Here is a 26,181-nt window from a genome sequence, read left to right on the forward strand (position 1 = left end):
TATTAAGTTATTGCAAAGCTATTAGAATTTTTTAAAAGTCCGATGTTTGGAGTCCGAAGTCGGAGATAAGGAATAATGAACAAAGAGCAATGACCAAAGACAAGTTGCAATCACCAATTATCAAAGAACAATAGCGAAAGAGTAAGTATTAATAATTGTGTACTTATTAAAAGGCCTAAATTTATTGCCATGGTTCGCGTCTTCACGGACTATTTCATTGCATTCATGAATAGTTTCGGTCTCTGTGGAGACACAGACCGAAGCATATGGTGATTGAATAACTTAACATAGTGCCATGGTTCGTGTCTTCACGAACCGTTTCGTTGAGCCTTGGCATCATGTTGTTTGTTTATTGCACACGCCAAAGTTAATTAAACCTCATTGAAGCGGCAGCTCCCGATTTTCGATTTTTCATTGAAATTAATCGGGACTAAAGCGAAAAGGAGGACTACAGCAACCGAAAACACACTGCAATACCTTTCCAGATCCTTTTTAATTTTGCTTCATGCTTTGGTCTTTCAGCTTTCCGCTTTAATGTCTATTTTTGCGACATGAATTTTATTATTACCGCAACGCTTGATGCTATTAAAGAACTTTATAACGAAGAAGTAGCAGAAAGTGTTATCAATATACAGGAAACCAGAAAAGAGTTTGAAGGACAGGTTACGATTGTCGTTTTTCCAATTACTAAAATCTCGAAGAAATCGCCAGAGCAAACGGCTCAAGCCATTGGCGAATATTTAGTTGAAAACGTTGCCGATGTAACGGCCTTTAATGTTGTTAAAGGATTTTTAAACCTTAGTATTTCTGAAAGTTATTTTCTTAAGCAGTTTAACGAAGACATTTTAACCGATGATTTTGGTTCTTTTGAGCCGAACGGAAAAAAGGTAATGGTAGAATATTCTTCTCCAAATACGAATAAACCGCTTCACCTTGGGCATGTTAGAAATAATTTATTGGGTTATTCTGTTTCAGAGTTATTAAAAGCTTACGGTTATGATGTTGTAAAAGTTAATCTGGTAAATGATAGAGGCATTCATATTTGTAAATCGATGCTTGCCTGGCAAAAATGGGGCGATGGTGAAACACCGGAAAGCTCTGGTTTAAAAGGTGATCATTTGGTTGGAAAATACTATGTGATTTTTGATAAAGAGTATAAAAAAGAGATTGATGCGCTAAAAGCTGAAGGACAAACTGAGGAAGAAGCAAAGAAAAATGCACCATTAATTAAAGAAGCGCAACAAATGCTTTTGAAATGGGAGCAAGGCGATGAAGCTGTAGTTTCGCTTTGGAAAACGATGAACGAATGGGTTTACGCAGGTTTTAACGTTACTTATAAAAACCTTGGTGTTGATTTTGATAAATTTTACTATGAAAGCAATACTTATTTATTAGGGAAAGATACGGTTGATGAAGGTTTGGAAAAAGGCGTGTTCTTTAAAAAGGAAGATGGTTCTGTTTGGATTGATTTAACTGCTGATGGACTTGACCAAAAACTGGTTTTACGTGCTGATGGAACATCTGTTTACATTACACAGGATTTAGGTACAGCTGCAATGAAATACGATGATTTCAAAATGGATGAGTCGATTTATGTGGTTGGAAATGAGCAGGATTATCACTTTAAGGTTTTATTCCTAATCCTTGAAAAACTAGGCAAAAATTGGGCTAAAGGATTGTATCACTTATCTTACGGTATGGTCGATTTGCCCAACGGTAAGATGAAAAGCCGAGAAGGAACAGTAGTTGATGCAGATGAATTAATCGCAGATATGATTGCAACGGCTCAGGAAAAAACTGAAGAGCTGGGTAAAATCAACGATTTTTCTGAGGAATATAAGAATGAACTTTACAGAAACATTGGTTTAGGTGCTTTAAAATATTTCTTACTAAAAGTTGAACCTAAAAAGCGTTTGCTTTTCGACCCGAATGAAAGCATTGATTTTCAAGGTAATACAGGGCCTTTTATTCAATATACGCATGCAAGGATTAAATCTTTATTAAGCAAAGCTGATTATAAAGCGGAAGTTGGAAGTCCGAAGGCCGGAGATTTGTTGCCTGTAGAGTTGGAAATGATTTTACAGTTGGCTAAATATCCTGCGGAGATTGAAACTGCGGCTAAAGCACATAGTCCGGCGAGTTTGGCTAATTATTTATACGAACTGGCTAAGTTGTTTAATAAGTTTTACCACGAAATACCACCGATAGTAAAAACTGAAGAAGGTGATACAAAACAATTCAGACTTAACCTAAGCAAGAAAACAGCCGATATTATTTTTAAAGGTATGTTGATTTTGGGCATTACTTCTCCGGAGAGGATGTAATCTTTAACAATCAAATGAAATCTCAATTATTATGAAAATTTTTGTTATAATTTTTCTTATAACATCTTTGTACTCTTCTAACTGTTTGGCTCAAAGAAAAACAATTTTTAAAGAGGATTTTGAAAGCTATGAGTACAATTGGCTGATTGTCGACCAGAAAGAATTTACAGTTAGACAAGATTCTGGGAAATTATACATAAATAAAGCAACTAAAAATGAGATTAGTAATGGGTGTTTATGGTATAGGAAAACTATTACCGGATTTAATGCTGATAAAAATTTTTCCATTAGTTTTGATGGAAAAAGTATAAGTTCTGAATTTAATTTGGGCTGTTTTGATTTTAGCTGGGGGAGGATGCAGCAATTTGATGGCGTAAGAAAACTTGACCTCTATAATTTAGATTTTCGATTAAATCGTGTTCGTTTAGGTAAATTTCAGCTTGGTAAAGGATGGGAATATTTTCAATGGTCAACCGATTTGAGAGATTCAAGCTTAACTAATTTCGATATTCAGAGAAATGTTTTCAATAAGTTTGAAATCATTCAGCAAGATGAAGTTTTGATGGTTAAAATAAATAATAAACTTGTTTACAAATTATTAGTAAAGCCACAGGTTGGAAGTGAAATAGGGTTTCAGCAGTGCATACAGAGTAGTTGGGAATTAGATAATATTGTTATTGGACAATAGTTTGGCTAATTAGATATTAAATGATTAACGAGCTCCTTTTATTATGCCTGGCTGCTTTTTCAGCAGGTTTTATAGATGCTATTGTTGGTGGCGGAGGTTTATTGCAAACGCCCGCCACTTTACTTATTCTACCACATTACCCTGTCGCAACATTATTGGGAACAACTAAAATCCCTTCGATTGCAGGCACCACTCTGGCCGCTTTCAAATACTCTAAACACATAAAATTCAATTATAAAATATTAGCAGCCTGTGCTATTGTTGCTTTCTTTTCAGCTTTAGCTGGTGCATTTCTGGTTAGCCGGATTGATAATTCAGTTATTAAACCTGTGATACTTGTTGTGCTGATATTGGTTGCCGTTTACACATACTTCAATAAACAATTTGGCATCCATCAGGAGAAAGCTCATTCTGTGAAAAAGCAGGTTCTAATGGCTTCGCTTTTTGGGTTAGTTATCGGTTTCTATGATGGTTTGATCGGACCAGGAACAGGCTCCTTTTTGATATTGGTATTTATTGCTGTTTTAGGTTTTGATTTTGTTTCCGCAAGTGCACATGCGAAGGTTGTAAATATTGCAACCAATTTAGCTGCAATATTATACTTTAGTTCAACCGGACATATTCTTTTTCAATACGCCATTCCAATGGCAATTTTTAATATTGGCGGTGCTTATTTCGGTACTAAACTCGCTTTGTTAAAAGGGAATAAGTTTATCCGTATATTCTTTCTTATCGTTGTTTTCGGTACGATTTTGAGGTTTGCTTATGATGTTTTTTCGAGTTATCGGTTTTGAGTTGTCGGTTACCTGTTCAAGCATCGATAAATAAAATCAAATGAGTAATTCTAAATAAAACGTTATTCGTTGGTCGTTTTTCGTTTGAACAGTTCGATTTAACAATTTATCAATTTTACACTTAACCACCTAACCACTAAGGTTTAACGATTACAAATTCAAGTTCGCCATTCAGCGATTCAACAATTTATCAATTTTACACTTAACCAATAAGGCTTAACAATCATAAATTCCAGTTCGTCCTTCAACGATTCAACAATTTCTCAATTCTACAATTAACCAAGTCCTCACCTAATCTTTTTCAATTCCTGATTTAACTGGTACTGGTTTTTTCTTTCTGAAAGTTGGGAAGCTCATCGGGCTTTTGGCTGGTCTTTCATCTCCCAATAAAGCACCCCATTGTTTAAACATTTCGGTACGGTCGAAGATGATTTTCAATACCGCGACTATCGGTAAGGCGAGGAACATCCCGGAGACGCCTGCAATGCTGCCACCGATAAATACACCGAGGATTGCAAACAATGCATTTATTTTAACTTTCGAACCTACAATACGTGGCATCAGGATGTTATTATCTAAGAACTGAACAAAGGCAATTACACCTAAAACCGTTAGTACCGGCCATAATTCCTGCGAAGAGGTAAGCGTAAGCAATACGCCAATTACATTACCAATTAATGCACCCACATAAGGAATCAGGTTTAATATTGCGAAGATTACACCAATTAGTAAAGCGTGTTTAATGCCAATCAGCATCAGGATTCCGCCCAATAGAATCGTCATGTAGGTAATCTGTATAAGCAAACCAATCAAGTAACTTTTAATAATTGATTCAGTTTCGTAAATGGCGTCTTTAACCTTTGGATGATGCTCTGTTTGAAACCACATGAAGATAAATCTTAATAGAATATCTTTATAAAAAAGCATCAGGTATATGTAAATCGGTAATAAACCAATAAATACAAAAACGCCACTCAAAGTAACAGCTGCCCCACCAGCTACGGAAGTACCCATATTCATTAAATCATCGCTCTTATCCTGAATGAAAGCCTTTTGCTGATTTGTATCGTACTTTGAAATTCGGCTTATCCAATCGCTAAGTGACTGAATGTGCTGGTTAACATTTGCTTTAATCTGCGGAAAATCCTTCGCTAAAATGCCAATCTGGTTGGAGAAAAACCAAACGATTAATGCTACAAAAAGTGCAACAAGCAAAATGGGTAGTATGATGGCCAGGCTTTCGGGAAACTTTTTCTTTTTTAAAAAACGATATACTGGCAAAAGCATGATGCTAATGAAAAAGGCCATTAAAATTGGCATTATGATGTCGCGACCGACTACCATCACCGCAACAAACGCAATCAGCCCCAATAATTCGATTGAACGCTTGACAGTTAGAGGCATATTATTCGTCATAGTTTTTAGGTTTTCAGTTAAACATGATTCGTTTATAAATGTTTTAAGATAGTGATAATTTGTTGGTTGGTTTTTTAGTTTTTTCGTTGTTTGGTTGCTGGTTAATTGGTTAACTGTGGAATTGGTTAATTGGTTCTTTGGTTTTTTAGATGGTTAGTTGTTTAGAGGTCGATTTGTTATTTGGTTAATTGATTATTGGCTGTTCATTATATAATTGGTTAATTGTCTTCGACTCCGCTCCAGACTGACAACAACTATCAGATATATCATTAACCCCGCAACTGGTAACTGATACAGAAAACTGCTAAATTGCTCCTTTATCCTTGTTCATTATTCCTTTATTTGGTTAATTGCTTAACTGTGGAATTGTTTAATTGGTTCTTTGGTTTTTTAGATGGTTAGTTGTTTAGGGTTTAGAGGTCGATTTGTTATTTGGTTAATTGATTATTGGCTGTTCATTATATAATTGTTTATTTGTCTTCGACTTCGCTCAGACGGACAACAACTATGAGACATGTTGTTAAATCCCCAACTGGTAACTGATAACAGGAAACTGCTACATTGGCCATTCCCTATTTCCCATTATCCATTTCCCATCATCCATCTTCCATCCCTCATCTTCTTTTCTTCCAAAAAAATTACCTTATGCTCATACAATTCCCCACATATTAAATTAATTTTGCCGCTTGTATTAAAAGAACATGGACAATCAGGATACCATTATTGCATTATCAACTCCACCGGGTTCGGGGGCTATTGGCGTTATACGTTTATCCGGGCCGGATGCCATAAGTTTAACCGATTCTGTTTTTGCCGGAAAAAATTTAGGTAAACAGGAAAGTCATACTTTACATTTCGGTTTAATTAAAGATGGTGAAAGTATTGTTGATGAGGTGGTTGCAGGTTTGTATGTTGCTCCAAAATCTTATACAAAAGAAAACGTCGTAGAGATTTCCTGCCATGGTTCTAATTACATTATTCAGCAAATTATTAATCTACTGATTAGTAAGGGTGCAAGGGCAGCAAAGCCGGGCGAATTTACCTTAAGGGCTTTTTTAAATGGCGCTTTTGATTTAAGTCAGGCAGAGGCGGTTGCAGATTTAATTGCTTCTAACTCTAAAGCTTCGCATGATGTTGCCATGCAGCAAATGCGTGGTGGTTTTGCTAATGAATTAAAAGCTTTACGTGAGCGATTGATTCACTTTGCTTCGATGATTGAGCTTGAACTTGATTTTGCAGAAGAAGATGTAGAATTTGCGAACCGCGAACAACTGCGTGAATTGGTGACAAAAATTAATCAGGTTTTAGGCCGATTGATTTCTTCTTTTGAAATGGGGAATGTGATTAAAAATGGAGTACCCATTGTAATTGCAGGTAAACCAAATGTAGGTAAATCGACCTTGTTAAATGCCCTGTTAAATGAGGAACGAGCCATTGTTTCTGACATTGCCGGAACCACCAGAGATACTATTGAAGATGAATTGACGATAGGTGGTGTGGTTTTTCGCTTTATTGATACGGCAGGCATTCGTGATACGGCAGATATTATTGAGGCCTTAGGTGTAGAGCGTACGCTGGAAAAGATGAAGCAGGCCAAGCTGATTATTTATATGGCTGATGCAAGCCAAAGTGTTGCAGAGCTGGAAGAGCAAATCAGAGGGTTGGCGCAACTGGGCATCCCATACTTAGTTTTGGTTAACAAAGCTGATTTAATTGCTGAAGCGCAACGTAAAGCTTTTGAAAGTTTAGATGTAGTGTTTATCTCGGCAAAGGAAAAGCAAGGCATTGAAGACCTTAAAACTACCTTGTTAGAGCAAGTGAATTTGCATCACATCAATACCAGCGAAACTTTGGTGACCAATATCCGCCATGTTGAAGCCTTAAAACAAACCGAAAATGCTTTGCAAAGGGTGCTGGATAATGTTGATAACCCGGTTACATCTGATTTCCTGGCGATGGATATTAAGCAAGCCTTGCATTATCTTGGCGAAATTACAGGTACAGTAACTACTGATGATTTGCTCGAGAATATTTTTACTAAGTTTTGTATCGGTAAATAAGATTCCCTAATCTACAAGCGTATTTGCGCTTCTTTTTGGATAAAATTTTCGGATTTTAATTACATGCTTTAAAATGCGATCATCATGCCTTAGGACTGGGATGGGTATGCAATGGGATAGGAGGTGGCTTTTGATAGCGTTAGGACATGCCAGAAAATTAAAACAGGTACAATTTCCCGATTGCCTCCATTCTCAAAAATGTGAAATTACAATTTAGTACTATTACAGTACTCTATCTATGCTGCTAACGCCTTCATTTAAGGTTGAGCGTAAGGTTGAGGTGATGAAGCAATTACAAAGGGGTGCCATATGCTTCGGTATTTATTCGTGATAGAGTAGAACCTTTCCCGAAGGCTTCCCGAACACTTCCCGAAGCAGGCACGATGCTTTCCCGAACAAATCCCGAAGAAGACAAGTTAATTTGAGCATGATGTGAACAAGTATACTCCTTATTAATTTGTCTTAAAAATCCAGGAAAGGAATCACCTAACTTAATTGATAATTTCTAATGCTTTATCTCTAACGATATCAAAATCAGGTGGATTAATAATACATGCCTGTATTTGATAAGGAAAGCTTATAAAAGTGGATTCGGATAAATTAGAAACGATAATAATCGGAATATTTGCCGAGGCCAGTTCCGGCCAGGGTATATTGAATAAATTCCGCTCGTTAGCTACTGAAGGACCCATATTCATAATAATTAAATTGGGCTTAAGCTGAGTAACATTGACCAAAAATTTAGATACATTATTTAGTAATGATATCTCAAAACCTGAATCGAGTAATATGTCAATCAATTCTACATTAGAGCGATATTCTTCAATAATTAATACATGTTTTTTCATATAGATGTTATTAAAGTTGAACTAATATAACTAATTAATAATACAAAATAAACAAATTTTGTTTATTTTTTTTTACTAAAAAATTGTGAATTTAAATCATGAATTCGACACGATTTTCCGTCGTAAGTAAATACAAAAAAAGTATTAGGTGTTAGGTAGACACAAATTAAAGGAGGTATAACCCAACTAAGATTTTCTAATTATCGAGCGCTGAAGAAATGTTTCAGCGAGGTGAAATTGCCTAGTTATACAATTGCTTAATTATCAATTGTATAACTAGGCAATTAGATGTCTGTTATCTTATAAAATAACTTGAGAAACTTTACGTTAAGTGATCGATAATGATTATGGCCCATTGGAAATTATATCTATTTTCCGTTTATCAATCCGTACAGATTTTTTACTTGAAAAGTAAACATTCAGGATTTAAAGCACATTATTACCAGTGAGCATAGCCCTATACAGAGATTGTTAGTAGTGGCTCAAGAATAAAGTTTATGTTTAGTAAACTTCTTTTCTAAACTGTTTTGGTGTTAGTAAAGTTTGTTTTTTGAAAAAGTTATTGAAGTGGGAGGACTCTTTAAAATTTAAGTTAGAAGCAATTTTTTTAATTGGCAAATCTGTTTGTAGTAGCAAAGTTTTAGCATTGTGAATTATTTTGGCATCCAAATGCTCTTTTGCCGATTTCCCTGTTTCGGATTTTAATTTTGAACTCAAATAATTTTGATGTACGGCAAGTTTAGAGGCAAAATAGGCAATATTGTATTCTATTGTCTCCGAGCTCTCATTTTGATTATCTTCTTGCAGCAATTTAAGGAACCGATTGCTAAGTGTATCAACTTTACTTAATGAATTGGCATCTTCTAAAATATTATTATTAACGACATATTTCAAATGCAATCTTTTTATCTTCATAAACAAAATCAAAATTGCAGAAGCCATAATTTCTACAGAACCTGTTCTGTCATCCGAATTATATTCATCATAAATATAATCAAAAACATTCATCAGGTCTTGCAATTCGGTTAATTCAACAACAAAAGGTGCGGACTTATCCGCTTGAAAATAATCAAAAACAGAAATAAAGTTTTTTAATTTTAAGTGATTTTCAACAAATTTAACTGAAATCGCCAATGCATATTCTAAAATATTATCATCTTTCATTAGGCATGATACAACCTGATTGGGTGGAGATGTGTACACAGCCGGACTCACTAAGGTTTGTTTCCATTTTCCAATCCTCATAACACCTTCTCCTTTGATAAGAAGTTTAATGCCGTAAAAATTATGTTTAAATGGAGGTACTTCAAATGATGGATAAGTCCATAATTTATCCAATTTATCGACATAAATACCTTCAAATTTTGATGGCGAAATGTTTAGAGCCCTAAAAAAATCCTCAAAATTCTCGAAAAAGGGGACATCATTTTCCATTAGTAATAGCTTTTAATAAATTTACAAATATTTTAATGAATTGAAAAATAAGATGTTATGTATATTTTAAGGAAAGAAAATGAATTATTTCTTTAAAGTTTCTTCTCAATATTTTTTAATCTGATGGTTAACCTTTGGATTTGACCTTGCTGTTTTTTTATTAAATCTTCTTGTTCAATAACATGGAGATATAATTCCTCGATTTTTTCTAGTTGTGATATGGTTAACTTTGTTAAGTCAACATCATATTCATTGTTTGTTTTTTGTATATCTTTAATTGAAATGATACCAGGAAGATGATGGTTTTCTTGTATAAATGTCTTGATTTCACCTATTTTTTTAAAATCATATTTTGGGTTTACAGCTGACTTTCCTGTAAAGTATTTCTCAAAAACATAATCTGGGTAGGTATTAGAGGTAGTTACGATACTTCCATTAACTTTTAATTTTTGAGAACCTGTGAAATTTTGTTGCGCAGAATACCCAACACTTAGCGTTTGCATGATATTAAATTTCCCATTTCCTGCAATTTCTGCTCTGTCTTGCCCACTCGCTCCTCCACCGGTAGAGGTAAAAAAAGTAATCGGTGCGGCAATAGTTGTGCTAGTTGTTCCAATGGACAAAGCTGTTGATGTTCCACTTGCGGCTATTTGTGCTGCAGCATTGGGGTCTACATACATTTCAACGTCGCTTGTGCCAGCTCTTGCCATGAAACTAGACGTACCTACATCAGTAGAATTCATTGTTGCAGCACCACTTACACTATTAGAAAATCTTGTAAATCCCGTAGTACCTCTAAAAAAGAGTCTGTTTCCTGCCATTGTTACAGAACGTTCATTCGTTAAAGTGCCATCACTATTATAAATATTTTTAATCGCAACTGGTGTTCCGCTAATTCCATTGACTGTAGTTGTCAAAAAATTTGATTCAGAAACAGCATTACTTACTGATTTTACCAAGTTTACACTTGCTCCAGTTACACCATTTACCGTAGTGGTTAAACTATTATCAGCAGAAGTGTTACTAACTGAATTTACAGCGTTCGTAGTTGAAGAGATTCCATTAACTGTTGATGTTATCGTATTAATTGGGTTGGTAATCAGGTTTGTGGTTGTTTGACTATCTGCTGAACTTTTAAAAGCAAGCCATTTCGCGGCTGTGGCATCATAGTAATAGTATCCTGATTTAACTACCTCAATTGTTTTCGCAGTAGTTGGAGATGCTGGTGATGTTGCAAATACAAGAGTTCCGTTTTGGTTATTTCCGTATAAGTTGTCTTTACTTTTTAATTCATTGCCAGTTAAGCGTGGCGGAAGAACGCCATCTACAGCCGATAAATCTGCTGGTTTTGATACAATATCTAAAGTTGCCTGTGGGGTTTTTGTTCCAATACCAGTTTGTGCAATTGCAAAACAGGGGATAAATAAAAAAAATGTAATAAATATATTTTTCATAAGGTTTTTTATAGCCCGCAAATGTCACTCTATTTTAATTCAACATTATTATAATAATTAAACGAAAAAGTGCAAATTTTAAATATTTTAATAGTTAATTATTTAGATATAATCGAATTTTTAAGTTACCTGAGGATTTTGTATAAGAAAAACTTAATATGTTGATGGAGATTAGTATTGTGGTAAGTTTTGTACTAAGTACAATAAGCAGATGGATTTGTACTTTCCTAAACTGAACTAAATTGCCAACAAATTGAACATATCTACCAATTCGAAATTTGCCAGGATGCCCACCTTTGATTCAAACAAAAACATAAAAATTATGGGACTTTCTGGCTTAGGCATCTTTCACACCATTATTGGCGTTATCGCCATCTTTGCTGCAATAACTTCATTTATCAGGTTTGGCAAAATAGAGCTTTCACACTCAACCGGTAAACTATACTTCTATACCACCGTTATTACTGCGCTTACTGCTTTAGGATTATCCAAGCATGGCGGTTTCAATGCAGGGCATGTTTTCTCTGTATTTATTTTCATCATTGTGCTTATAGCGTTTTGGCTTAATCACAAAAAGACCGGGCATAATAAATTTAGGTATCTGGAGAATTTTTTACTTTCTTTTAGTTTTTTTCTTTCTCTTATTCCAACGGTTAATGAAACTTTTACCAGAGTTCCAATCGGTCACCCGCTGGCTGCGGGCCCAACAGCCCCGGTAATTGGTAAAACTTTAGGTTTGCTTTTAGTATTTTTTATAGCAGGCTCGGTTTATCAGTTTTACAAGCAACGAAAGCTTATTCAGGTAAAATAGCATTTAGCAAATTTTAGCATCAAAACAAGCCTGGCTTTATTCAGTATTCTGAGTAGGTGCGAGGCTTGTTTGTTGTTGTAAACAAATTCCTTTTTGTATTTTTATCTGATATTATGATACTCGACCATAAGACCTATGAACTCTTCGGAAAGCCGATTTTACAACGCTTAAAAATAAAGGCTCCTTTCAGTTTTGATTTTCCGATAACAGATCATGCTTGTTTTTTGTACATGATTGATGGTGATATGAAATATAAGTATAGCGACAGGCAGGCAATACTTCCGCAGAAACATTCCTTGTTTTTGAATTGCATTCATTCCAGTAAAACCATTAGTAGTTTGCAGCCAGGAGAAACCAAAGAAATTATGGTTATTAATTTTCATCCTGATATTTTGAAGCAAATCTATTCGAGGGAGGTACCTGTTTTACTTCAGAATTTAAATGTTCCCATTTCAAATCAATCTATCGAACACATTAATAGTGATATTTTAATCGAGAAATACATAGATGGTTTACTCTTTTACTTTCAACATCCAACTTTAGTAAATGATGATATTCTGGTTTTAAAGCTTAAAGAAATTATTTTGCTGCTCTCCCAAAGTGCTAACGCTCCTGCGGTGCAAACCATATTTAATCAGTTGTTTTCGCCAATTACTTACACTTTTAAGAAAATCATCGAGGCAAATATTTTTTCGCAATTTAATATTGATGAATTAGCTGCACAACATAACCTCAGTATCTCTTCTTTCAAACGAGAATTTTTTAAAAACTATAACGATACGCCAGCCAATTACATTAAAAATAAAAGGGTGCAAAAGGCAGCGGAATTATTGATTGTTTCCAGCCAGCGGATTAAAGAAATCGCTTTTCAGTGTGGTTTTAATGATGTTGCTAATTTCAATAAAAGCTTCAAAGAAAAATATAATATTAGCCCATCAGTGTATCGCCAGTCGCAAAAATAACTTAAGTTATTGGATAGCTGATTTTATAAAGTTGCTTAGGATTAGCGTTTTAAGTTCTTTTTAGTTTTTGGGATTTGTAACAATGCCTTTATCTGGGAAAAGAAATAAGAATGTTTGATAATTTGCAAGTTGGTTGATTGGTCATTAGTTCATTGGTTGATTAGTTTATGATTGAGTAATTGAATTAGAGAATGACTGGATGAGTGACTTAGTGATTAGGGGTTAATTGATAATTGGAAATTGGTCATTGAAAAATTGGTCATTGATAATTGAAAATTGATGATTGGTCATTGATGAATTGGTCATTGAAAACTACACTCTGCTAAGCAACCAACAAACTAAACAACTAACAAACCGAAACAATGGGCGAAAAAAGTCTGGCGACGAAACCGCATTATCCGATACTTGATGGCTTACGTGGCGTTGCTGCAATTATTGTTGTTACTTTTCATTTAACCGAACCATTGGCTACAGGGCATTTGGATAATCTGGTTAACCACGGTTATTTAGCTGTCGATTTCTTTTTCTTACTTTCTGGTTTTGTAATGGGTTATGCATACGATGACAGGTGGCATAAAATGACGGTTGGTGGTTTCTTAAAACGACGAATTATACGGTTGCAGCCCTTAGTTATTCTGGGTATGACGCTTGGAGCCATCGGTTTTTATTTTACAGATTCTACAATCTGGCCGCTAATTCATACCATTCCTTTGTGGAAAATGCTGCTGGTTATGCTCATTGGCTATACTGTTTTACCCGTTCCATTGTCGTTAGATATTAGAGGTTGGGAAGAAATGCATCCTTTAAATAGTGTGGGCTGGTCTTTATTCTTCGAATACATCGCTAATATTTTTTACGCCATTGGCATCCGTAAGTTTTCTAATAAAGCTTTAAGTGTTTTTGTTTTTCTTGCTGCGGTCGCATTGGCGCATTTGGCAATCACTAGTGCTAATGGAGATGTTGCAGGCGGCTGGACTTTAAACTGGGAGCAAGGACGCATTGGTATTACCCGAACCATATTTCCTTTTTTTGCTGGTTTACTTTTATCTCGGGTAGCTAAACCCACCCATATTAAAAACGCATTTTTATGGTGCAGTTTACTCTTGGCTGTTATACTTTATATGCCCAGGATTGGCGGTGCCGATTACCTATGGATGAATGGAATTTATGAATCGATTAGCATCATACTTGTTTTTCCTTTGATTGTTTACATTGGCGCAAGCGGTATTTTGAAAACGGCAACCGGAAATAAATTGTGCAAGTTTTTGGGTGATATATCGTATCCACTTTATCTGGTGCATTACCCAATTGTATATTTTTACGTAGCCTGGATTAGCAATAATAAAGGCATTACGTTTACTGAAGCTTTGCCTGTTGCTGTCGCTATTTTGCTTGGTTCTATTGTCTTGGCTTACTTTAGTTTGAAATGGTACGATGAGCCTGTTCGGAAGTGGCTTAGGAAGAAATGGGGGTGATGGGGAGTGGAAGAGGGAGGATGGAAGATGGGGAATGGAGCAAGGATAAAGGAGCAATGACCAATGTTCAATTCAGCAATAATCAAATGAAGGAGCAATGACAAGCAATTAACCAGTTAACCAATTAACCCCTAATCCCTAAACAACTAACCAGCCAAACAACTAAACAACCAATGAGCACGTTAAAAACATTTATAGAAAGTATTGAAGCGAATGCGCTACCGAACGGTATATCTGTTCAGCTTAAGGCATTATGGTATGATGGAAAAGGAGATTGGCACCAAGCACATGCACTTGTTGATCATCTGAATGATTCATCTTCGGCTTTGATTCATGCTTATTTACATCGTAAAGAAGGAGATATCTGGAATGCTGATTATTGGTACAGCCGGGCTAAATCTTCTCGTCCGGATGTTACTTTAGACGAAGAATGGGAAACATTGGTTAAGCGATTTTTGTAAATTTAGCTTTGAAGTGTAGAACCGCTTTCATTAACCGTTAGAACATGGTTTGCCCCACATTTCAGAGCAAAATTATTTTTTTGATGCCCAACCGGGAAATCAAAAGCAATAGGGTAGCTGTATTCCTTAACTTTTTCTAAAACGATATCGTAAATTGTTTTTCCAAATTCTTCTCCGGCATCGTCAGGCTTCACTTTAAAGCCGCCGATAATTAATCCTTTTAAATTTTTCAATTTATTACTGCGCTTCAAGTTCCAAAGCATTCTATCAATACTATAAAGGTATTCGCCTGTATCTTCAATAAAAAGAATTTTGCCTTTTGTATCTAAATCAGAATCACTTCCGGCTAAGGTTTCTATAATACTTAAATTTCCACCAACTAAAATTCCTTCGGCTTTGCCTGTTCGGTTATTTAAATTAGCCGGAGCATTGTAATTCGTTTGTGCTCCTGATAAGGCATTTCTAATCGATAAAATTGTGTCAATTTGAATCGGTTCTGCTTTTGCCCAATCATCCGGAAAACTATTACACATTTTAGAGTGAATGGATGCTATGCCATAGTTTTTTGCCAAATGGCAATGCAAAACGGTGATGTCGCTAAAACCAATTATCCATTTTGGATTTTTTTTGAAGGAAGAAAAATCAAGTTTATCTATAATCCTGACAAAACCATAACCACCACGGGCACACATTATCGCCTTGATGTTTGGATCATCTAACATTTTTTGAAAATCGTTTAATCTTTCCTCGTCTGTTCCGCCGTAGGTAAAATCACGTTTTCCAATACTATCTCCAATTTTGATGTTGAAACCCCAGCTTTGCATTTGTAAAACCGATGGCTGAATTTCATCAAGCGTAACATAACCCGCCGGACTTGTAATGCCAATCGTATCACCTTGTTTTAAATATGGAGGAATTTTAAAGGATGAACTTTCGCTTTCAACTGATTTTGCTAAACCTTTAAAGGCTGGAAGTACTGTTGCAGCAGCTAAAAATGAAGAAAGGAAATGTTTTCGGTTCATTTAAGTTTTGTGTTAGGTCTTGTTAAGAGCGAATATAAGATTTTAAAAATACTGCATAAGAGAAAAGGGATTTATATCCATAAATCCCTTTTTTAAACCAAACAAATTAATCTGTAAAAGATTAGTATAATGTGAATTATATAGATAACCAAGATTGGATTAAAATGTTTTGAGATTTTAAAATAAATTATTTGAATAGGATAGTTTAATATGAAGCGATAGAGTAAAAAAAGCCGATAAAAAGTTAAGGCTATCCATCGCGGATAGCCTTTGCTAACAACAAAACAAATATAAGATAACCAAATCTTACCTGATTGAGCAGAACCAGGATAAGTGCATATGAGAAACACTTTGCGGCCTAGTAATGGATTCGAACCATTGTGCTAAAGTTTATGAAACTCCGACCTTCCCTTCGGTCAACTGGCCATTTTTTATTAAACAGGTTTTAAATTCAAAAAATCTTTCAGCTCTATCATTTCTTCAACTTTTGCGCTATATTCATCCTCAATATTCATTAATTTAATTTCCTGATATTTTACGTCCTTTATTAAATTAGGGTAATCAATAATCGCCGGGTATTGAAAATAGACTGACATATTTTTTTAAACTAACTGTTTAATATTCTTTGTTATCTGATTAATGTTCCACAAATATATAAATTACTATATAATATCTATCAATTTAGTAGTCTTTATTTATGATTTTGTATTAAGTTGTTTATTATCAGTTAATTAATTTTTTATTTTAAGTTTTGTAATTCAAAATACAAGCTTAAATCACTGATTATATGGTCTGATAAATGATGAAAAGCCTGCTGTTTTTATGGTATTTTTTCAATCAAATTCAAAGCTTTAATTCAATTTCTAAAAAGCTAATTATTTTGAGGATATTTGCACATTAAATATTAAAAACGATAAAGGGTGTCATTAGATAAATTAAAACTTAGTAAACCACTTGTTGCGGCTATGACGGATGCCGGATTTTTAACTCCAAAGGAAATCCAGATTAAAACCATGTCGCGTATTTTAGGTGGTCAGGATGTTATAGCAGTAGGACCAGAGGGGGCCGGAAAAACAACAACTTATGTTTTAGCAACTTTAATGAAGCTGAAATACGCTTTTGAAGAAGCACCAAGAGCATTAATTTTAGTTCCTGATGCAGAACATGTGGATCATGTTCTAGAGCAATTCAAATTATTGAATCGTAATAACACATTCAGAATTTTGGGTATTGATAGCCGCGGTGTGGTAGAAACCCAAATGAATGAAATTACTGATGGTTGCGATATTATTGTGGCTGTTCCAGATAGAGCGAGAGCATTGTATTTGAAACTGGCATTAAACACAAATAAAATCCAATTGTTTATTGTAGATAATGCCGAATTAATTGTGAAAAAAGGTTTGCAGCTTCCTGTTGTAGAACTTGCAAATAGCGCTTATAAATCTCAACACGTTGTTTTTACTGAAGTTTTGCATGAGAAGTTGAATCATATGATTTCGCCTTTCATGAAAGATTCTACCGCCACAATAGAAGTTGATGAGATTGGAGAAAAACAGGCAGAGGTTTATCCGCAACTGCTTTATCAGGTTCCAAACTTCCGTACAAAACTTAACCTTTTAACCTTATTACTGAACGATTCTGAATTTTTCGACAAGGTTGTTGTTTTCGTAAATACTCGCTTAACGGCTCAAACGGTTTATAAAAATTTCAATAATCCGAAGGAAGGAGAAATCAGTATTTATCGTTCGTTATTTTTTGATGATGATGGTTTCGATGATATCGAAGATTTTAAATCAAATCCGGAAGCTAGAGTTTTAATCGTTGCAAATGAAAATCTTGGAGGTTTAGATATTCAAGGTATTCCATTTATCCTTCATTTTGAATTGCCTGAACAAAAGGAAACTTTAATTCAGCGTATTGTTAAACATGAGGAGGATGAAGTGGTTGCCATAACTTTTTCAACAGATATTGAATTGATTGAGGTAAAGAAAATTGAACAAGCCATTGGGCAACGAATGGACGTTATTGATTTACCGGAAGATTTGAAAATTGTAGATGCATCAACTGCAAAGCCAAAGAAGAAGAAAAAAGACGAGGAAGAAGATACATCAGAACGCGGTGCTGCATTTCATGATAAGAAAGCCAGTAATGTAAAAAACTATAATTACAGCGCCGGTACTAAAGCTAAAATGACTTATAAGAACAAGAAAGGTTTATCTTAATTGACTTTTGGTTTGTTTATGATTTGCAACAATTTCTAATCAGGCTGCTTTTTACTTTTAATTTGGGAAAATCATAATATATTTAAATCAATTAATAAGTTATGATAGAAAACAGTTACGCTAAGAAAGGCCAGATTCAGCATTTTGTAATGTTTTGGTTAAAGCCACAGCTTACAAAAGCCGAGATATTAGATTTTGCAAACTTTTTCGAAAGTTTAAAGTCGATAAAGTACATTAAAACACTAAACTACGGTTTAGCTGCGAATACGCCAATCAGGCCTGTAACTGATAATTCTTTTAAGTATTCTCTAACGATTACTTTTGATAACATAGAAGATCATAATGCTTATCAGGATGATAGAACTCATTTAGATGCAGTTGAGAAATTTTCTAAAAACTGGTATAGAGTAGTGGTTCATGATACGATTGTTTCTGCCAACTACGGGTAAGGAAATATGGCTGTATCATAATCAATTTATCCTTTTTACATTGTCACGTTGAGCTTGTCGAAACGGCTTTTGAAGCAAATTTACAAGTCCTTCGACAAGCTCAGGATGACATTATTATTTATGATACAGCCTTTGTTATAGAAAGAAAAGCTGACTAGCTTAATTTTCCCAATGCTTCTTTAATTCTTCTTAATGCTTCTACCAAACTCTCATCTGATGCAGCATAAGATAAACGAATGTAATTGTTATTGCCAAAAGAATCGCCACCAACGGTAGCTACGTGACCAACATTTAATAAGTAAAGTGCTAAATCCGATGAATCTTTAATTACATTTCCATCAGCATCTTTTTTTCCAAAGAAAGAACTTATCTCAGGAAAGAAATAAAATGCGCCATCTGGTAAATTAGTTTTAACACCTGGTATTTCGTTTAATAAATTATAAACTAATTCTCTACGACGAAGAAATGCTTCTTTCATCAACAAAACACTTTCTAAACCTTGCTCGTAAGCAACAATACCTGCTCTTTGAGCAATAGAACAAGTTCCAGAGGTAGTTTGACCTTGTAATTTATCGTTTGCTGCTGCAATTTCTTTATTTGCAGCTATGTAACCTAATCTCCAACCCGTCATTGCAAATGCCTTAGAGAAACCATTAACAATAATTACACGGTCTTTAATGCTATCAAACTGAGCGATGGATTCGTGTTTATCAACAAAGTTTATGTGTTCGTAAATTTCATCCGATAGGATAAAAATATTTGGATACTTCTCAAAAACTTTAACCAATGCTTCAAGTTCTGCCTTGTTGTACACCGAACCTGTTGGGTTACACGGCGAAGAAAACATGAAAAGCTTAGTTTTTGGTGTGATAGCCGCTTCTAGTTGCTCAGCTGTAATTTTGAAATTGCTTTCAATATCCGTATCGATGAAAACAGATTCGCCTTCTGCCAAGGTTACCATCTCAGAATATGATACCCAATAAGGCGTAGGAATAATTACCTGGTCGCCCGGATTAATTAAGGTTAAAATAACATTTGACAGAGATTGCTTTGCACCTGTAGAAACTACAATTTGCGAAACATCGTAATCTAAATTGTTTTCTGTTTTGAGCTTATTCACAATCGCCTGACGTAAATCAGGGTATCCCGGTACCGGAGAATAACGTGTGTAATTTTCATCTAACGCTGTTTTTGCAGCATTTTTAACGTGGTCTGGTGTATTAAAATCGGGTTCGCCAACGCTTAAACTTATAACATTTACACCCTTAGATGCAAGTTCGCGACCAAGCTTGGTCATTTTAAGCGTTGCAGATTCTGATAAACTGTTGATTCTATTTGATAAGATGCTCATGGATAATTACTTTGTGCGCAAATATATAAACCAAATATTATTCTGCACTAAAAAACAGCAATTTTTATCAATTAATTTATTCCATTAACCGTATTTTTGAAAAAAAATCTCTGTGACGGTTAAAAAGAAGGCCATAGTTTTATCTCTGGTAGTGAGTGTTGTATTAATGCTTGCCAAATTTGTAGCATATTTTATAACGGGTTCAAACTCAATTTTAACTGATGCAGCAGAAAGCATTGTAAACGTTATAGCGGGCAGTTTTGCGTTCTATAGCATATATTTGAGTACGCAACCGCGTGATGAAAACCATCCATACGGACATGGAAAAGTTGAATTTTTCTCTGCTTTTGTTGAAGGGATTTTAATCCTGATTGCCGGGGTGGTTATCATTTTTAAGTCTTCTTACAATTTGATTTATCCGCACCCTGTTGGGCAGTTATTGCAGGGTACATTAATTATCGGGATTACAGGCTTAATTAATATGATAGTTGGTTTGTACTTAATTAATGTTGGTAAAGAAGAGCATTCAGTAACACTTCAGGCTGATGGAAAGCATTTGCTTACAGATACTTATACGAGTGCAGCGATTGTTGTTGGCTTAATCCTTATTCAGATAACAAATATAATTTGGTTAGATAGCTTACTTTCTGTTTTAGTTGGGTTTTACATTGTTTATTCTGGCTACAAACTTACCCGTGGTTCGGTTGGCGGATTGATGGATGAAAGTGATTTTACACTGGTAGAAGAAGTGGTGGAGATTTTGCAAAAAAACAGGCACAACCCATGGATTGACGTTCATAATTTACGCACACAGCAATACGGACCAGAATTTCATATTGATTGCCATGTTACCTTGCCATATTATTTCGATTTAAATCAGGTTCATAGAGAGATTTCTCAAATTGATGAACTGATTAACAAAAGCGGTTTTAGAAAAGCCGAGCTTTTTATCCATGCCGACCCATGTTTGCCAGAATGTTGCCATTATTGCCACATGAGTGAGTGCCCGGTTAGAAAAGAAGCATTTAATAAAGAAATTGTGTGGACGCCCGAGATTGTGATTAAAAACAAAAAGCACTTCGAAAATGAGTTACTTTAATGTTAGGGTTTATGGTTTATTAATTAACCATAATAATGAAGTTTTAGTTAGTGACGAAGAAGAATATGGCTTTCGTTTTAGTAAGTTTCCGGGTGGCGGATTAGAATTTGGAGAAGGACTTATTGATGGATTGAAACGAGAATTTGTAGAGGAATGCAATGCAGAAATTGATGTTATTTCTCATTTCTACACAACAGATTTTTTCGAAAAATCATCGTTTAACGATAGTCAGGTGATTAGCATTTATTATTTAGTAAAAGAGCAAGCACCACTACAACTGGTATTTAAAACCAAAATTTATGATTTTGATACTGAGGGAGAAGTTTTACAAGCTTTCCGTTGGGTTAAAATTGAAGACTTAAATATCGAAGAAATCACTTTCAGAACTGATAAAACCGTTGCTGTGCTTTTGAAAAAGCTTAAAGTATAAAACAAAAAGCGGTGCTAAAATTAATTAGCACCGCTCTATTTTACGTATTTGGCTCTAAATATCCTTTTAAAGCATCGTTCAAGAAATAAGTCCAGCCGCCTTTAAAGCTATCTTTACTGAAATCCTTTCCGTTTTCTTCGAAGCTTTCTAAATCGGTATGTGTTAATGTTACCCTGGTTTTATCGCCATTATCAAATATTTCCCAGGTAATTTCGGAGTTTCCGGGATAGTTGTCGTATCTCCACGTGTAAGCTAATTTTTTACCATCTTCTACCTGCGTAATTTCACAAAGATGTAGGTAATGAGGGCCTTCTTCTGGTCCGCCAACAAATCGAACTTAAATCCAACTTTAGGATTAAACTCTTCTATTTGAAAATACCATTTTTTAATCTCATCAATGTTGGTTAATGCTGCCCAAACTTTATCAGCGGGTACATTATACACTCTTTCTACAATTAAGGGTTTCTTATCCATCGTAATAAATTTTTGATTTCGCTTAATAAAATAAGCAACCTTAAAGCCATTTTGTTTTAAAAAATATTAGAGGGGATTATCCCAAAGGCATTTTACTGATATCCATAAACAGAATATTCCAGTGTTGTCCATCTACATCAACAAAGCCGCAACCATACATCCAACCATCTTTATAGCCTGGTTTGGCATAAAGCGTGCCTCCTGCATCTAAAACTTTTTGAGCCAGTTCATCTACTTCTTCAGGACTTTCAGCATCAAAAGAAAACAAAACCTCATTACCTGAAAGATTTTCAGAAACCTTGCTGTCGGTGAAAGTCTCGTATAACGATTTCTCAAAAAGCATTAAAACGAGATTGTTATCGCCAACAAAAAAAGATGCCGAATCTTCACGTACACCATATTGCAGATTTTGAGTAAATCCAAGTTTAGTAAAAAAATCCTTTGATTTGTTTACATTTTTTACGGGAAGATTTATCCAGATTGACTTTATCATAATTTTTTATTTTGGTTATAAAAATAGGTACTAGTCCATTTCATTAAAATAGGAAAAAGAGCAATATAAAAGGGCATTTGAGCCAATAATATTTAAAAGAAATAATTGTTTAAAGAAAAAATTAATCAATTAAAGCTTATATAATTTTTGTGGGTGCAGCTCCGCATGGCTCAAAATAAGATTTAAAATATAGCTATTGGATTGATAGACAGAAAGGTTATCCTTTAGCGTAGCCAAACCATCTTCCAGATAATTTTTTTCAGTAAAATAGCCCATTCCAAAGAATTTGCCTTTTTCAACAACTAAACAGCTGTATTCATCATCTTTTCTACCTTCATCAACCAAAGCAAAAGTTGGTTGTAAATTTTGAATTTCTTCCAGCGCTTTATTTAATCTTTTGTTGTAAACGGCAACTGTTTCTATTCCACTGCATGCACCGAAACATTGCCCGTTTTCATGTGCTACACATTTAGTTGTTGTTTTTTGCAAGTAACAAAGTTTAGCACAGAGCTGGTATTTTTCAACCAAAAAATTTAAGAAATTGTAACCTTCCAGCAGGTTATTAAAACTTTGCAGAGGGTTATTGTTTTTCTTGTGCTTATCAATCGCCAGGCGTAAATAACCATTTTGGTCTTCGAAAATGTATAAATCGTATTTGTGTTCGTAACGTTTCATAGCCCGATTATTTTCAGGCCACAAGCGTTTAATTTCGTTCGCTTCAAGAATAAGCGCCATAAGCTCGGTACCACAGATTACATAATCGACGTGATAAATACTTTTTAAGAAATCCTGACGCTGTTTATTTGGACGGTTACCTGTAAAATGACTGTTAACGCGTTTCTTTAAATCTTTCGCTTTTCCAACGTAAATAATTTTTCCTTTGCTATCCTTAAAATAATAAACACCAGGTTTGTTCGGTAGTTTAACAATTGAAGCTTTATCGAGATTTGGTGGTAAAACCTGTTCCTTAGAAGCTTTTTTGAGCATTTCTGCAATAACACCTTCACCATCTGCCGCTAATAATAGGTTAAATAAAATGCTGGTTGCGTTTGCATCTCCGGCAGCACGATGTCGGTTTTCGATTGGAATTTGCAAACTGCTACACAGCTTACCTAAACTGTATGACGGTTTGCCGGGAATAAGTTTTCTGCTTAGCCTAACGGTACAAAGTTTTTTACATTGTAAATCGTAACCTGCAAAATTTAAATGATGTTTCAGAAACGAATAATCGAAATTTACGTTATGTGCTACAAATACTTTATCATTAAGCAGTTGATAAATCTGTAAGGCAACATCTTCAAAAGTAGGCGCATTAGCAATCATTTCATTATCAATACCAGTTAGCGCCGTAATGTAATCTGGAATGTGTTGTTTTGGATTGATTAAAGTAGAAAATGATTCAACAATCTGATTTCCATCATGTATGTTAATTGCAACCTCAGTTATACCATTAGCTGATGCGTGACCTCCTGTTGTTTCGATATCGACTATTGCGTATAACATTGAATTGATTTGAGTACAAATTTATACTAAAATAATTAGTAATAAAATTTATTTTTCAGATAATATTTTTAGTGATTTTAAAAGTGGGTAAATAAAAAAAGCGACTACGTATTAACGCAGTCGCTACAATACTTTGTATGTATTGGCTTATAATTTACTTATTTTATTTAACAATTTACTAAGATTTGGCTTTATACCAACTGCAATTGGAACAGTATTAAAAGTACGATTTTGTATTTTTCCGGTTCCATACATATAACTTGCTTCAGCAAATAAAACTGCGCCACCTACATTATATTCTACACCACCACCAGCTTCTATAATTCCCATACCGTTAGATTTATTGCTCATGGTAACCTGTAAACTTTGTGCATTAACAGCGGCTTGTGGTGTTAAAATAATACCGCCACCGCCACCAGCGAAACCATAAAATGCCCATTTATCAACTATTTTACGGTAGCCTAAAGCAACATTTAAAAGGTATGTTGTGGCACGGCCTTTTTGTGAAGTATAGTTAAAGCCTGCATCAGGCGTAATTTGGTTGAATGTAAAAGCATGTAAACTCACTTTTGGGTATAGAAATAAACCACCATCTCCTAAGCCAAGATTTAATCCTAACGAAGTTGAAAATTTTGGTTTTAAATAGTCGGCGGTTTCTCCCATAGGGAAAGCAAAACCAAGCCCACTCATTGAATAAAGCTTATCTGGTCGGCCAGTTTGTGCCTTAACATTTATCGAAACAGCCAATAATGCTATAGCAATCAGGCCCGGGATTTTATATTTCATAGTTTTTAATTTTGAGTTAAGGCATTTACCTTTTTTAGCATGGTGTTCATATTAAACGGTTTCTCCAGATAATCATCAGGATGATATTTTTGCGATACGATATAGTTTTCATCATATCTTGCAGAAGCCATTATAACCGGAATATTCTCGGTTTCAGGATTTGCTTTTAATTGTTTAAAAACTGCTCTTCCATCCATTCCATTCAACATAATATCCAAAATGATTAAATCGGGGTTAAAATCTCTAACAGTTTTAAAAATGTAACGCGGCGATAACAGTGGAAAAACGCTATAATGTTCAGCCTCTAGAGCAAGCTGAAAAACTTCTAATATATCAGGATCGTCATCTACAACAAGTACTCTTTTCAATGGGAATAAAAATTTAAGGTAAATACAATGCTAATACAATGTTTTAATGATAATGTTTTAGCAATACTGTATTTTGATAAGATTTAAACATTACTACCATTTAAAGGTTTATATAGAAAATGATTTAAGCTATGCCCGATTTCGAAAAAATGTTGTTTGGTGACGAACATTGGACCTTTATTCCAGAAATAATGATTAGAACATTATTAATGTATCTGATTATTTTATTCAGCTTGCGTTTATTGGGTAAACGAGGGGTAAAGCAACTTTCGATATTTGAGTTGGTTGTAATTATCAGTTTAGGCTCTGCAGCGGGTGATCCAATGTTTTATAAAGAAGTAGGTTTAGGCTCTGCCATATTTGTGTTTGCAGTTGTAGTTGGTGCTTATAAAATAACCGCTTACTTAGTCGGGAAAAGCAAAAAAATAGAGAAAATTGTAGAGGGAAGTTCAACTTATTTAATTCGGGAAGGAAAGTTTTCGATAGATAATTTCAAGAAAGAACCTTTAGCCCAAGATGAATTTTTCTCAGAATTGAGGCAAAAGAATATTACTCATTTAGGGCAGGTAAAATTAACTATAATCGAGACGTCTGGAGAGTTAAGTATTTTTTATTTTAAAGATGAAGATGTGAAATATGGTTTGCCAATTTTACCAGATGATTTTGAAAAAAGAACAGAGGAAATTGCAGAGGAGGGATACTACTCTTGTAGTTTTTGCGGTAACACCGTTAAAACAAAACCAACCCGAAAGCTGATTTGCGAAGAATGTGATAAAACCAAATGGGTAAAATCTTTGAATGAAACCAGGGTGACCTAAATCTTTACAAGAGTGGTCTAGGATCAAATAAAACTTCAAAACTTTTAATTTTATCGGCTTCCAGTTTATACCAACCCGCAGAAAAGATTGTTTTTTCGCCCATGTTAATGTCATACCATAAACAAACATCTTGTCCATTTACAAATGATTTTTTAACGTCGTATTTAAATTTCATTTTTCTCATGTCTTCTATGTAAACATCGGCACCATTTCGCTCACCCATTACGCCTTTAAAAGTCACATCATCCGCAAGCTGTTGTCTTGCTGTGTCGAAATCTTCTTTATTTAAAGCATTTATAAAATCGTTTACAACAACTTTATTATTATGCTCTGTTAACTGTTCTTCTGTTGTTTTCATCATTCACTTTTTTATTAAAACTGCTATGAGTAGTTTTTTGTTTCAACCAGAATCTATAAAATACCAGTGGTAAAATATCTG

Annotated in this window: 27 protein-coding genes and 1 tRNA gene; 13 read left to right on the forward strand and 15 right to left on the reverse strand. The window is 34.6% G+C overall.

All coding sequences use genetic code 11. The features are described 5' to 3' along the window. The first annotated feature begins 551 nt into the window (after positions 1 to 551). From argS to ACO05K_RS05550, 3 genes are read left to right on the forward strand one after another with little or no spacing between them, the layout of a single operon-like run. On the forward strand, positions 552 to 2,324 hold the full coding sequence (gene argS / locus ACO05K_RS05540) for an arginine--tRNA ligase (protein WP_421943459.1): 1,773 nt from the start codon (positions 552 to 554) through the stop codon (positions 2,322 to 2,324). A gap of 31 nt (positions 2,325 to 2,355) precedes the next feature. Continuing rightward, positions 2,356 to 3,012, forward strand: coding sequence for a hypothetical protein (locus tag ACO05K_RS05545; protein ID WP_421943460.1), 657 nt, complete (start codon positions 2,356 to 2,358; stop codon positions 3,010 to 3,012). Between the two features lie 20 nt (positions 3,013 to 3,032). Further along, on the forward strand, positions 3,033 to 3,806 hold the full coding sequence (locus ACO05K_RS05550; protein WP_421943461.1) for a sulfite exporter TauE/SafE family protein: 774 nt from the start codon (positions 3,033 to 3,035) through the stop codon (positions 3,804 to 3,806). Positions 3,807 to 4,097: 291 nt separating this feature from the next. Here ACO05K_RS05550 and ACO05K_RS05555 read toward each other — a convergent pair whose 3' ends face one another. After that, entirely contained in the window at positions 4,098 to 5,222 is a 1,125-nt protein-coding gene (locus ACO05K_RS05555) for an AI-2E family transporter (RefSeq protein ID WP_421943462.1), read from the reverse strand. A 701-nt stretch (positions 5,223 to 5,923) separates the two neighbouring features. Between ACO05K_RS05555 and mnmE the strand changes: the two genes are divergently transcribed. Then, complete coding sequence (gene mnmE / locus ACO05K_RS05560) at positions 5,924 to 7,282, forward strand: tRNA uridine-5-carboxymethylaminomethyl(34) synthesis GTPase MnmE (protein ID WP_421943463.1); 1,359 nt, start codon at positions 5,924 to 5,926, stop codon at positions 7,280 to 7,282. Positions 7,283 to 7,773: 491 nt separating this feature from the next. Here mnmE and ACO05K_RS05565 read toward each other — a convergent pair whose 3' ends face one another. The 3 genes from ACO05K_RS05565 to ACO05K_RS05575 form a co-directional block, all read right to left on the reverse strand. After that, entirely contained in the window at positions 7,774 to 8,130 is a 357-nt protein-coding gene (locus ACO05K_RS05565; protein WP_421943464.1) for a hypothetical protein, read from the reverse strand. Positions 8,131 to 8,631: 501 nt separating this feature from the next. Then, on the reverse strand, positions 8,632 to 9,564 hold the full coding sequence (locus ACO05K_RS05570; protein ID WP_421943465.1) for a helix-turn-helix domain-containing protein: 933 nt from the start codon (positions 9,562 to 9,564) through the stop codon (positions 8,632 to 8,634). A gap of 92 nt (positions 9,565 to 9,656) precedes the next feature. After that, the gene (locus ACO05K_RS05575; RefSeq protein ID WP_421943466.1) at positions 9,657 to 11,018 is read right to left on the reverse strand and encodes a hypothetical protein; all 1,362 of its coding nucleotides are present in this window, start codon (positions 11,016 to 11,018) and stop codon (positions 9,657 to 9,659) included. A gap of 286 nt (positions 11,019 to 11,304) precedes the next feature. Between ACO05K_RS05575 and ACO05K_RS05580 the strand changes: the two genes are divergently transcribed. From ACO05K_RS05580 to ACO05K_RS05595, 4 genes are all read left to right on the forward strand, one after another. Continuing rightward, positions 11,305 to 11,829, forward strand: coding sequence for a hypothetical protein (locus ACO05K_RS05580; protein WP_421943467.1), 525 nt, complete (start codon positions 11,305 to 11,307; stop codon positions 11,827 to 11,829). Positions 11,830 to 11,942: 113 nt separating this feature from the next. Further along, positions 11,943 to 12,791, forward strand: a complete 849-nt coding sequence (locus tag ACO05K_RS05585) for a helix-turn-helix domain-containing protein (protein ID WP_421943468.1) — start codon at positions 11,943 to 11,945, stop codon at positions 12,789 to 12,791. A 362-nt stretch (positions 12,792 to 13,153) separates the two neighbouring features. Continuing rightward, entirely contained in the window at positions 13,154 to 14,266 is a 1,113-nt protein-coding gene (locus tag ACO05K_RS05590) for an acyltransferase family protein (protein ID WP_421943469.1), read from the forward strand. 173 nt (positions 14,267 to 14,439) lie between these two features. Beyond that, positions 14,440 to 14,727 (forward strand): hypothetical protein, encoded by a 288-nt coding sequence (locus tag ACO05K_RS05595; protein WP_421943470.1) that lies wholly within the window; start codon positions 14,440 to 14,442, stop codon positions 14,725 to 14,727. A 2-nt stretch (positions 14,728 to 14,729) separates the two neighbouring features. Here ACO05K_RS05595 and ACO05K_RS05600 read toward each other — a convergent pair whose 3' ends face one another. The 3 genes from ACO05K_RS05600 to ACO05K_RS05610 all read right to left on the reverse strand — a co-directional run bounded on the left by ACO05K_RS05600 (position 14,730) and on the right by ACO05K_RS05610 (position 16,345). Next, on the reverse strand, positions 14,730 to 15,749 hold the full coding sequence (locus tag ACO05K_RS05600; RefSeq protein WP_421943471.1) for a S66 peptidase family protein: 1,020 nt from the start codon (positions 15,747 to 15,749) through the stop codon (positions 14,730 to 14,732). A gap of 354 nt (positions 15,750 to 16,103) precedes the next feature. Continuing rightward, positions 16,104 to 16,175 (reverse strand) — tRNA-Met (locus tag ACO05K_RS05605). Between the two features lie 8 nt (positions 16,176 to 16,183). After that, a complete protein-coding gene (locus tag ACO05K_RS05610) occupies positions 16,184 to 16,345 on the reverse strand; it encodes a hypothetical protein (protein ID WP_421943472.1) in 162 nt (53 codons plus the stop codon). Between the two features lie 324 nt (positions 16,346 to 16,669). Between ACO05K_RS05610 and ACO05K_RS05615 the strand changes: the two genes are divergently transcribed. Together ACO05K_RS05615 and ACO05K_RS05620 are read left to right on the forward strand one after the other, a co-directional pair. After that, positions 16,670 to 17,971, forward strand: a complete 1,302-nt coding sequence (locus tag ACO05K_RS05615; RefSeq protein ID WP_421943473.1) for a DEAD/DEAH box helicase — start codon at positions 16,670 to 16,672, stop codon at positions 17,969 to 17,971. Between the two features lie 101 nt (positions 17,972 to 18,072). Continuing rightward, positions 18,073 to 18,420 carry a Dabb family protein gene (locus ACO05K_RS05620; protein ID WP_421943474.1) on the forward strand — a complete coding sequence of 116 codons (348 nt, stop codon included), beginning with the start codon at positions 18,073 to 18,075 and terminating at the stop codon, positions 18,418 to 18,420. 154 nt (positions 18,421 to 18,574) lie between these two features. On the opposite strand, the gene ACO05K_RS05625 is transcribed toward ACO05K_RS05620, so the two are convergent. Beyond that, complete coding sequence (locus ACO05K_RS05625; RefSeq protein WP_421943475.1) at positions 18,575 to 19,771, reverse strand: pyridoxal phosphate-dependent aminotransferase; 1,197 nt, start codon at positions 19,769 to 19,771, stop codon at positions 18,575 to 18,577. A gap of 112 nt (positions 19,772 to 19,883) precedes the next feature. On the opposite strand from ACO05K_RS05625, the gene ACO05K_RS05630 reads away from it, so the two are divergent. Together ACO05K_RS05630 and ACO05K_RS05635 are read left to right on the forward strand one after the other, a co-directional pair. Beyond that, entirely contained in the window at positions 19,884 to 20,870 is a 987-nt protein-coding gene (locus tag ACO05K_RS05630) for a cation diffusion facilitator family transporter (protein WP_421943476.1), read from the forward strand. Continuing rightward, the gene (locus ACO05K_RS05635; RefSeq protein WP_421943477.1) at positions 20,857 to 21,300 is read left to right on the forward strand and encodes an NUDIX domain-containing protein; all 444 of its coding nucleotides are present in this window, start codon (positions 20,857 to 20,859) and stop codon (positions 21,298 to 21,300) included. The genes ACO05K_RS05630 and ACO05K_RS05635 overlap by 14 nt, the downstream gene beginning before the upstream one ends. Positions 21,301 to 21,340: 40 nt before the next feature. On the opposite strand, the gene ACO05K_RS05640 is transcribed toward ACO05K_RS05635, so the two are convergent. From ACO05K_RS05640 to ACO05K_RS05665, 6 genes are all read right to left on the reverse strand, one after another. Further along, on the reverse strand, positions 21,341 to 21,583 hold the full coding sequence (locus ACO05K_RS05640) for an SRPBCC family protein (RefSeq protein ID WP_421946280.1): 243 nt from the start codon (positions 21,581 to 21,583) through the stop codon (positions 21,341 to 21,343). Then, on the reverse strand, positions 21,571 to 21,774 hold the full coding sequence (locus tag ACO05K_RS05645; protein ID WP_421943478.1) for an SRPBCC family protein: 204 nt from the start codon (positions 21,772 to 21,774) through the stop codon (positions 21,571 to 21,573). Before ACO05K_RS05645 ends, ACO05K_RS05640 begins: the two co-directional genes overlap by 13 nt. 76 nt (positions 21,775 to 21,850) lie before the next feature. Next, a complete protein-coding gene (locus ACO05K_RS05650; RefSeq protein WP_421943479.1) occupies positions 21,851 to 22,267 on the reverse strand; it encodes a VOC family protein in 417 nt (138 codons plus the stop codon). A 129-nt stretch (positions 22,268 to 22,396) separates the two neighbouring features. Beyond that, positions 22,397 to 23,770: an exonuclease domain-containing protein gene (locus tag ACO05K_RS05655; protein ID WP_421943480.1), complete on the reverse strand. Its 1,374-nt coding sequence runs from the start codon at positions 23,768 to 23,770 to the stop codon at positions 22,397 to 22,399. 147 nt (positions 23,771 to 23,917) lie between these two features. Further along, entirely contained in the window at positions 23,918 to 24,556 is a 639-nt protein-coding gene (locus ACO05K_RS05660; protein WP_421943481.1) for a hypothetical protein, read from the reverse strand. Positions 24,557 to 24,561: 5 nt separating this feature from the next. After that, positions 24,562 to 24,924 (reverse strand): response regulator transcription factor, encoded by a 363-nt coding sequence (locus ACO05K_RS05665; protein WP_421943482.1) that lies wholly within the window; start codon positions 24,922 to 24,924, stop codon positions 24,562 to 24,564. A gap of 191 nt (positions 24,925 to 25,115) precedes the next feature. On the opposite strand from ACO05K_RS05665, the gene ACO05K_RS05670 reads away from it, so the two are divergent. Beyond that, a complete protein-coding gene (locus ACO05K_RS05670; protein ID WP_421943483.1) occupies positions 25,116 to 25,742 on the forward strand; it encodes a DUF421 domain-containing protein in 627 nt (208 codons plus the stop codon). Positions 25,743 to 25,746: 4 nt separating this feature from the next. Here the strand turns inward: ACO05K_RS05670 and ACO05K_RS05675 are convergent, their stop codons facing one another. Then, positions 25,747 to 26,103 carry a nuclear transport factor 2 family protein gene (locus tag ACO05K_RS05675; RefSeq protein WP_421943484.1) on the reverse strand — a complete coding sequence of 119 codons (357 nt, stop codon included), beginning with the start codon at positions 26,101 to 26,103 and terminating at the stop codon, positions 25,747 to 25,749. Positions 26,104 to 26,181: the final 78 nt, after the last annotated feature.

It is taken from the genome of Pedobacter sp. (assembly GCF_965227205.1).
Lineage (GTDB): Bacteria > Bacteroidota > Bacteroidia > Sphingobacteriales > Sphingobacteriaceae > Pedobacter.

Coding starts and splice junctions, on each gene's coding strand:
- ACO05K_RS05545 (WP_421943460.1), top strand. CDS start 2,356: ATGAAAATTTTTGTTATAATTTTTCTTATAACATCTTTGTACTCTTCT.
- ACO05K_RS05570 (WP_421943465.1), bottom strand. CDS start 9,564: ATGGAAAATGATGTCCCCTTTTTCGAGAATTTTGAGGATTTTTTTAGG.
- ACO05K_RS05590 (WP_421943469.1), top strand. CDS start 13,154: ATGGGCGAAAAAAGTCTGGCGACGAAACCGCATTATCCGATACTTGAT.
- ACO05K_RS05600 (WP_421943471.1), bottom strand. CDS start 15,749: ATGAACCGAAAACATTTCCTTTCTTCATTTTTAGCTGCTGCAACAGTA.
- ACO05K_RS05610 (WP_421943472.1), bottom strand. CDS start 16,345: ATGTCAGTCTATTTTCAATACCCGGCGATTATTGATTACCCTAATTTA.
- ACO05K_RS05595 (WP_421943470.1), top strand. CDS start 14,440: ATGAGCACGTTAAAAACATTTATAGAAAGTATTGAAGCGAATGCGCTA.
- ACO05K_RS05660 (WP_421943481.1), bottom strand. CDS start 24,556: ATGAAATATAAAATCCCGGGCCTGATTGCTATAGCATTATTGGCTGTT.
- argS (WP_421943459.1), top strand. CDS start 552: ATGAATTTTATTATTACCGCAACGCTTGATGCTATTAAAGAACTTTAT.
- ACO05K_RS05650 (WP_421943479.1), bottom strand. CDS start 22,267: ATGATAAAGTCAATCTGGATAAATCTTCCCGTAAAAAATGTAAACAAA.
- ACO05K_RS05550 (WP_421943461.1), top strand. CDS start 3,033: ATGATTAACGAGCTCCTTTTATTATGCCTGGCTGCTTTTTCAGCAGGT.
- ACO05K_RS05585 (WP_421943468.1), top strand. CDS start 11,943: ATGATACTCGACCATAAGACCTATGAACTCTTCGGAAAGCCGATTTTA.
- ACO05K_RS05575 (WP_421943466.1), bottom strand. CDS start 11,018: ATGAAAAATATATTTATTACATTTTTTTTATTTATCCCCTGTTTTGCA.
- ACO05K_RS05635 (WP_421943477.1), top strand. CDS start 20,857: ATGAGTTACTTTAATGTTAGGGTTTATGGTTTATTAATTAACCATAAT.
- ACO05K_RS05620 (WP_421943474.1), top strand. CDS start 18,073: ATGATAGAAAACAGTTACGCTAAGAAAGGCCAGATTCAGCATTTTGTA.
- mnmE (WP_421943463.1), top strand. CDS start 5,924: ATGGACAATCAGGATACCATTATTGCATTATCAACTCCACCGGGTTCG.
- ACO05K_RS05565 (WP_421943464.1), bottom strand. CDS start 8,130: ATGAAAAAACATGTATTAATTATTGAAGAATATCGCTCTAATGTAGAA.
- ACO05K_RS05670 (WP_421943483.1), top strand. CDS start 25,116: ATGATTAGAACATTATTAATGTATCTGATTATTTTATTCAGCTTGCGT.
- ACO05K_RS05555 (WP_421943462.1), bottom strand. CDS start 5,222: ATGACGAATAATATGCCTCTAACTGTCAAGCGTTCAATCGAATTATTG.
- ACO05K_RS05645 (WP_421943478.1), bottom strand. CDS start 21,774: ATGGATAAGAAACCCTTAATTGTAGAAAGAGTGTATAATGTACCCGCT.
- ACO05K_RS05580 (WP_421943467.1), top strand. CDS start 11,305: ATGCCCACCTTTGATTCAAACAAAAACATAAAAATTATGGGACTTTCT.
- ACO05K_RS05625 (WP_421943475.1), bottom strand. CDS start 19,771: ATGAGCATCTTATCAAATAGAATCAACAGTTTATCAGAATCTGCAACG.
- ACO05K_RS05655 (WP_421943480.1), bottom strand. CDS start 23,770: ATGTTATACGCAATAGTCGATATCGAAACAACAGGAGGTCACGCATCA.
- ACO05K_RS05675 (WP_421943484.1), bottom strand. CDS start 26,103: ATGATGAAAACAACAGAAGAACAGTTAACAGAGCATAATAATAAAGTT.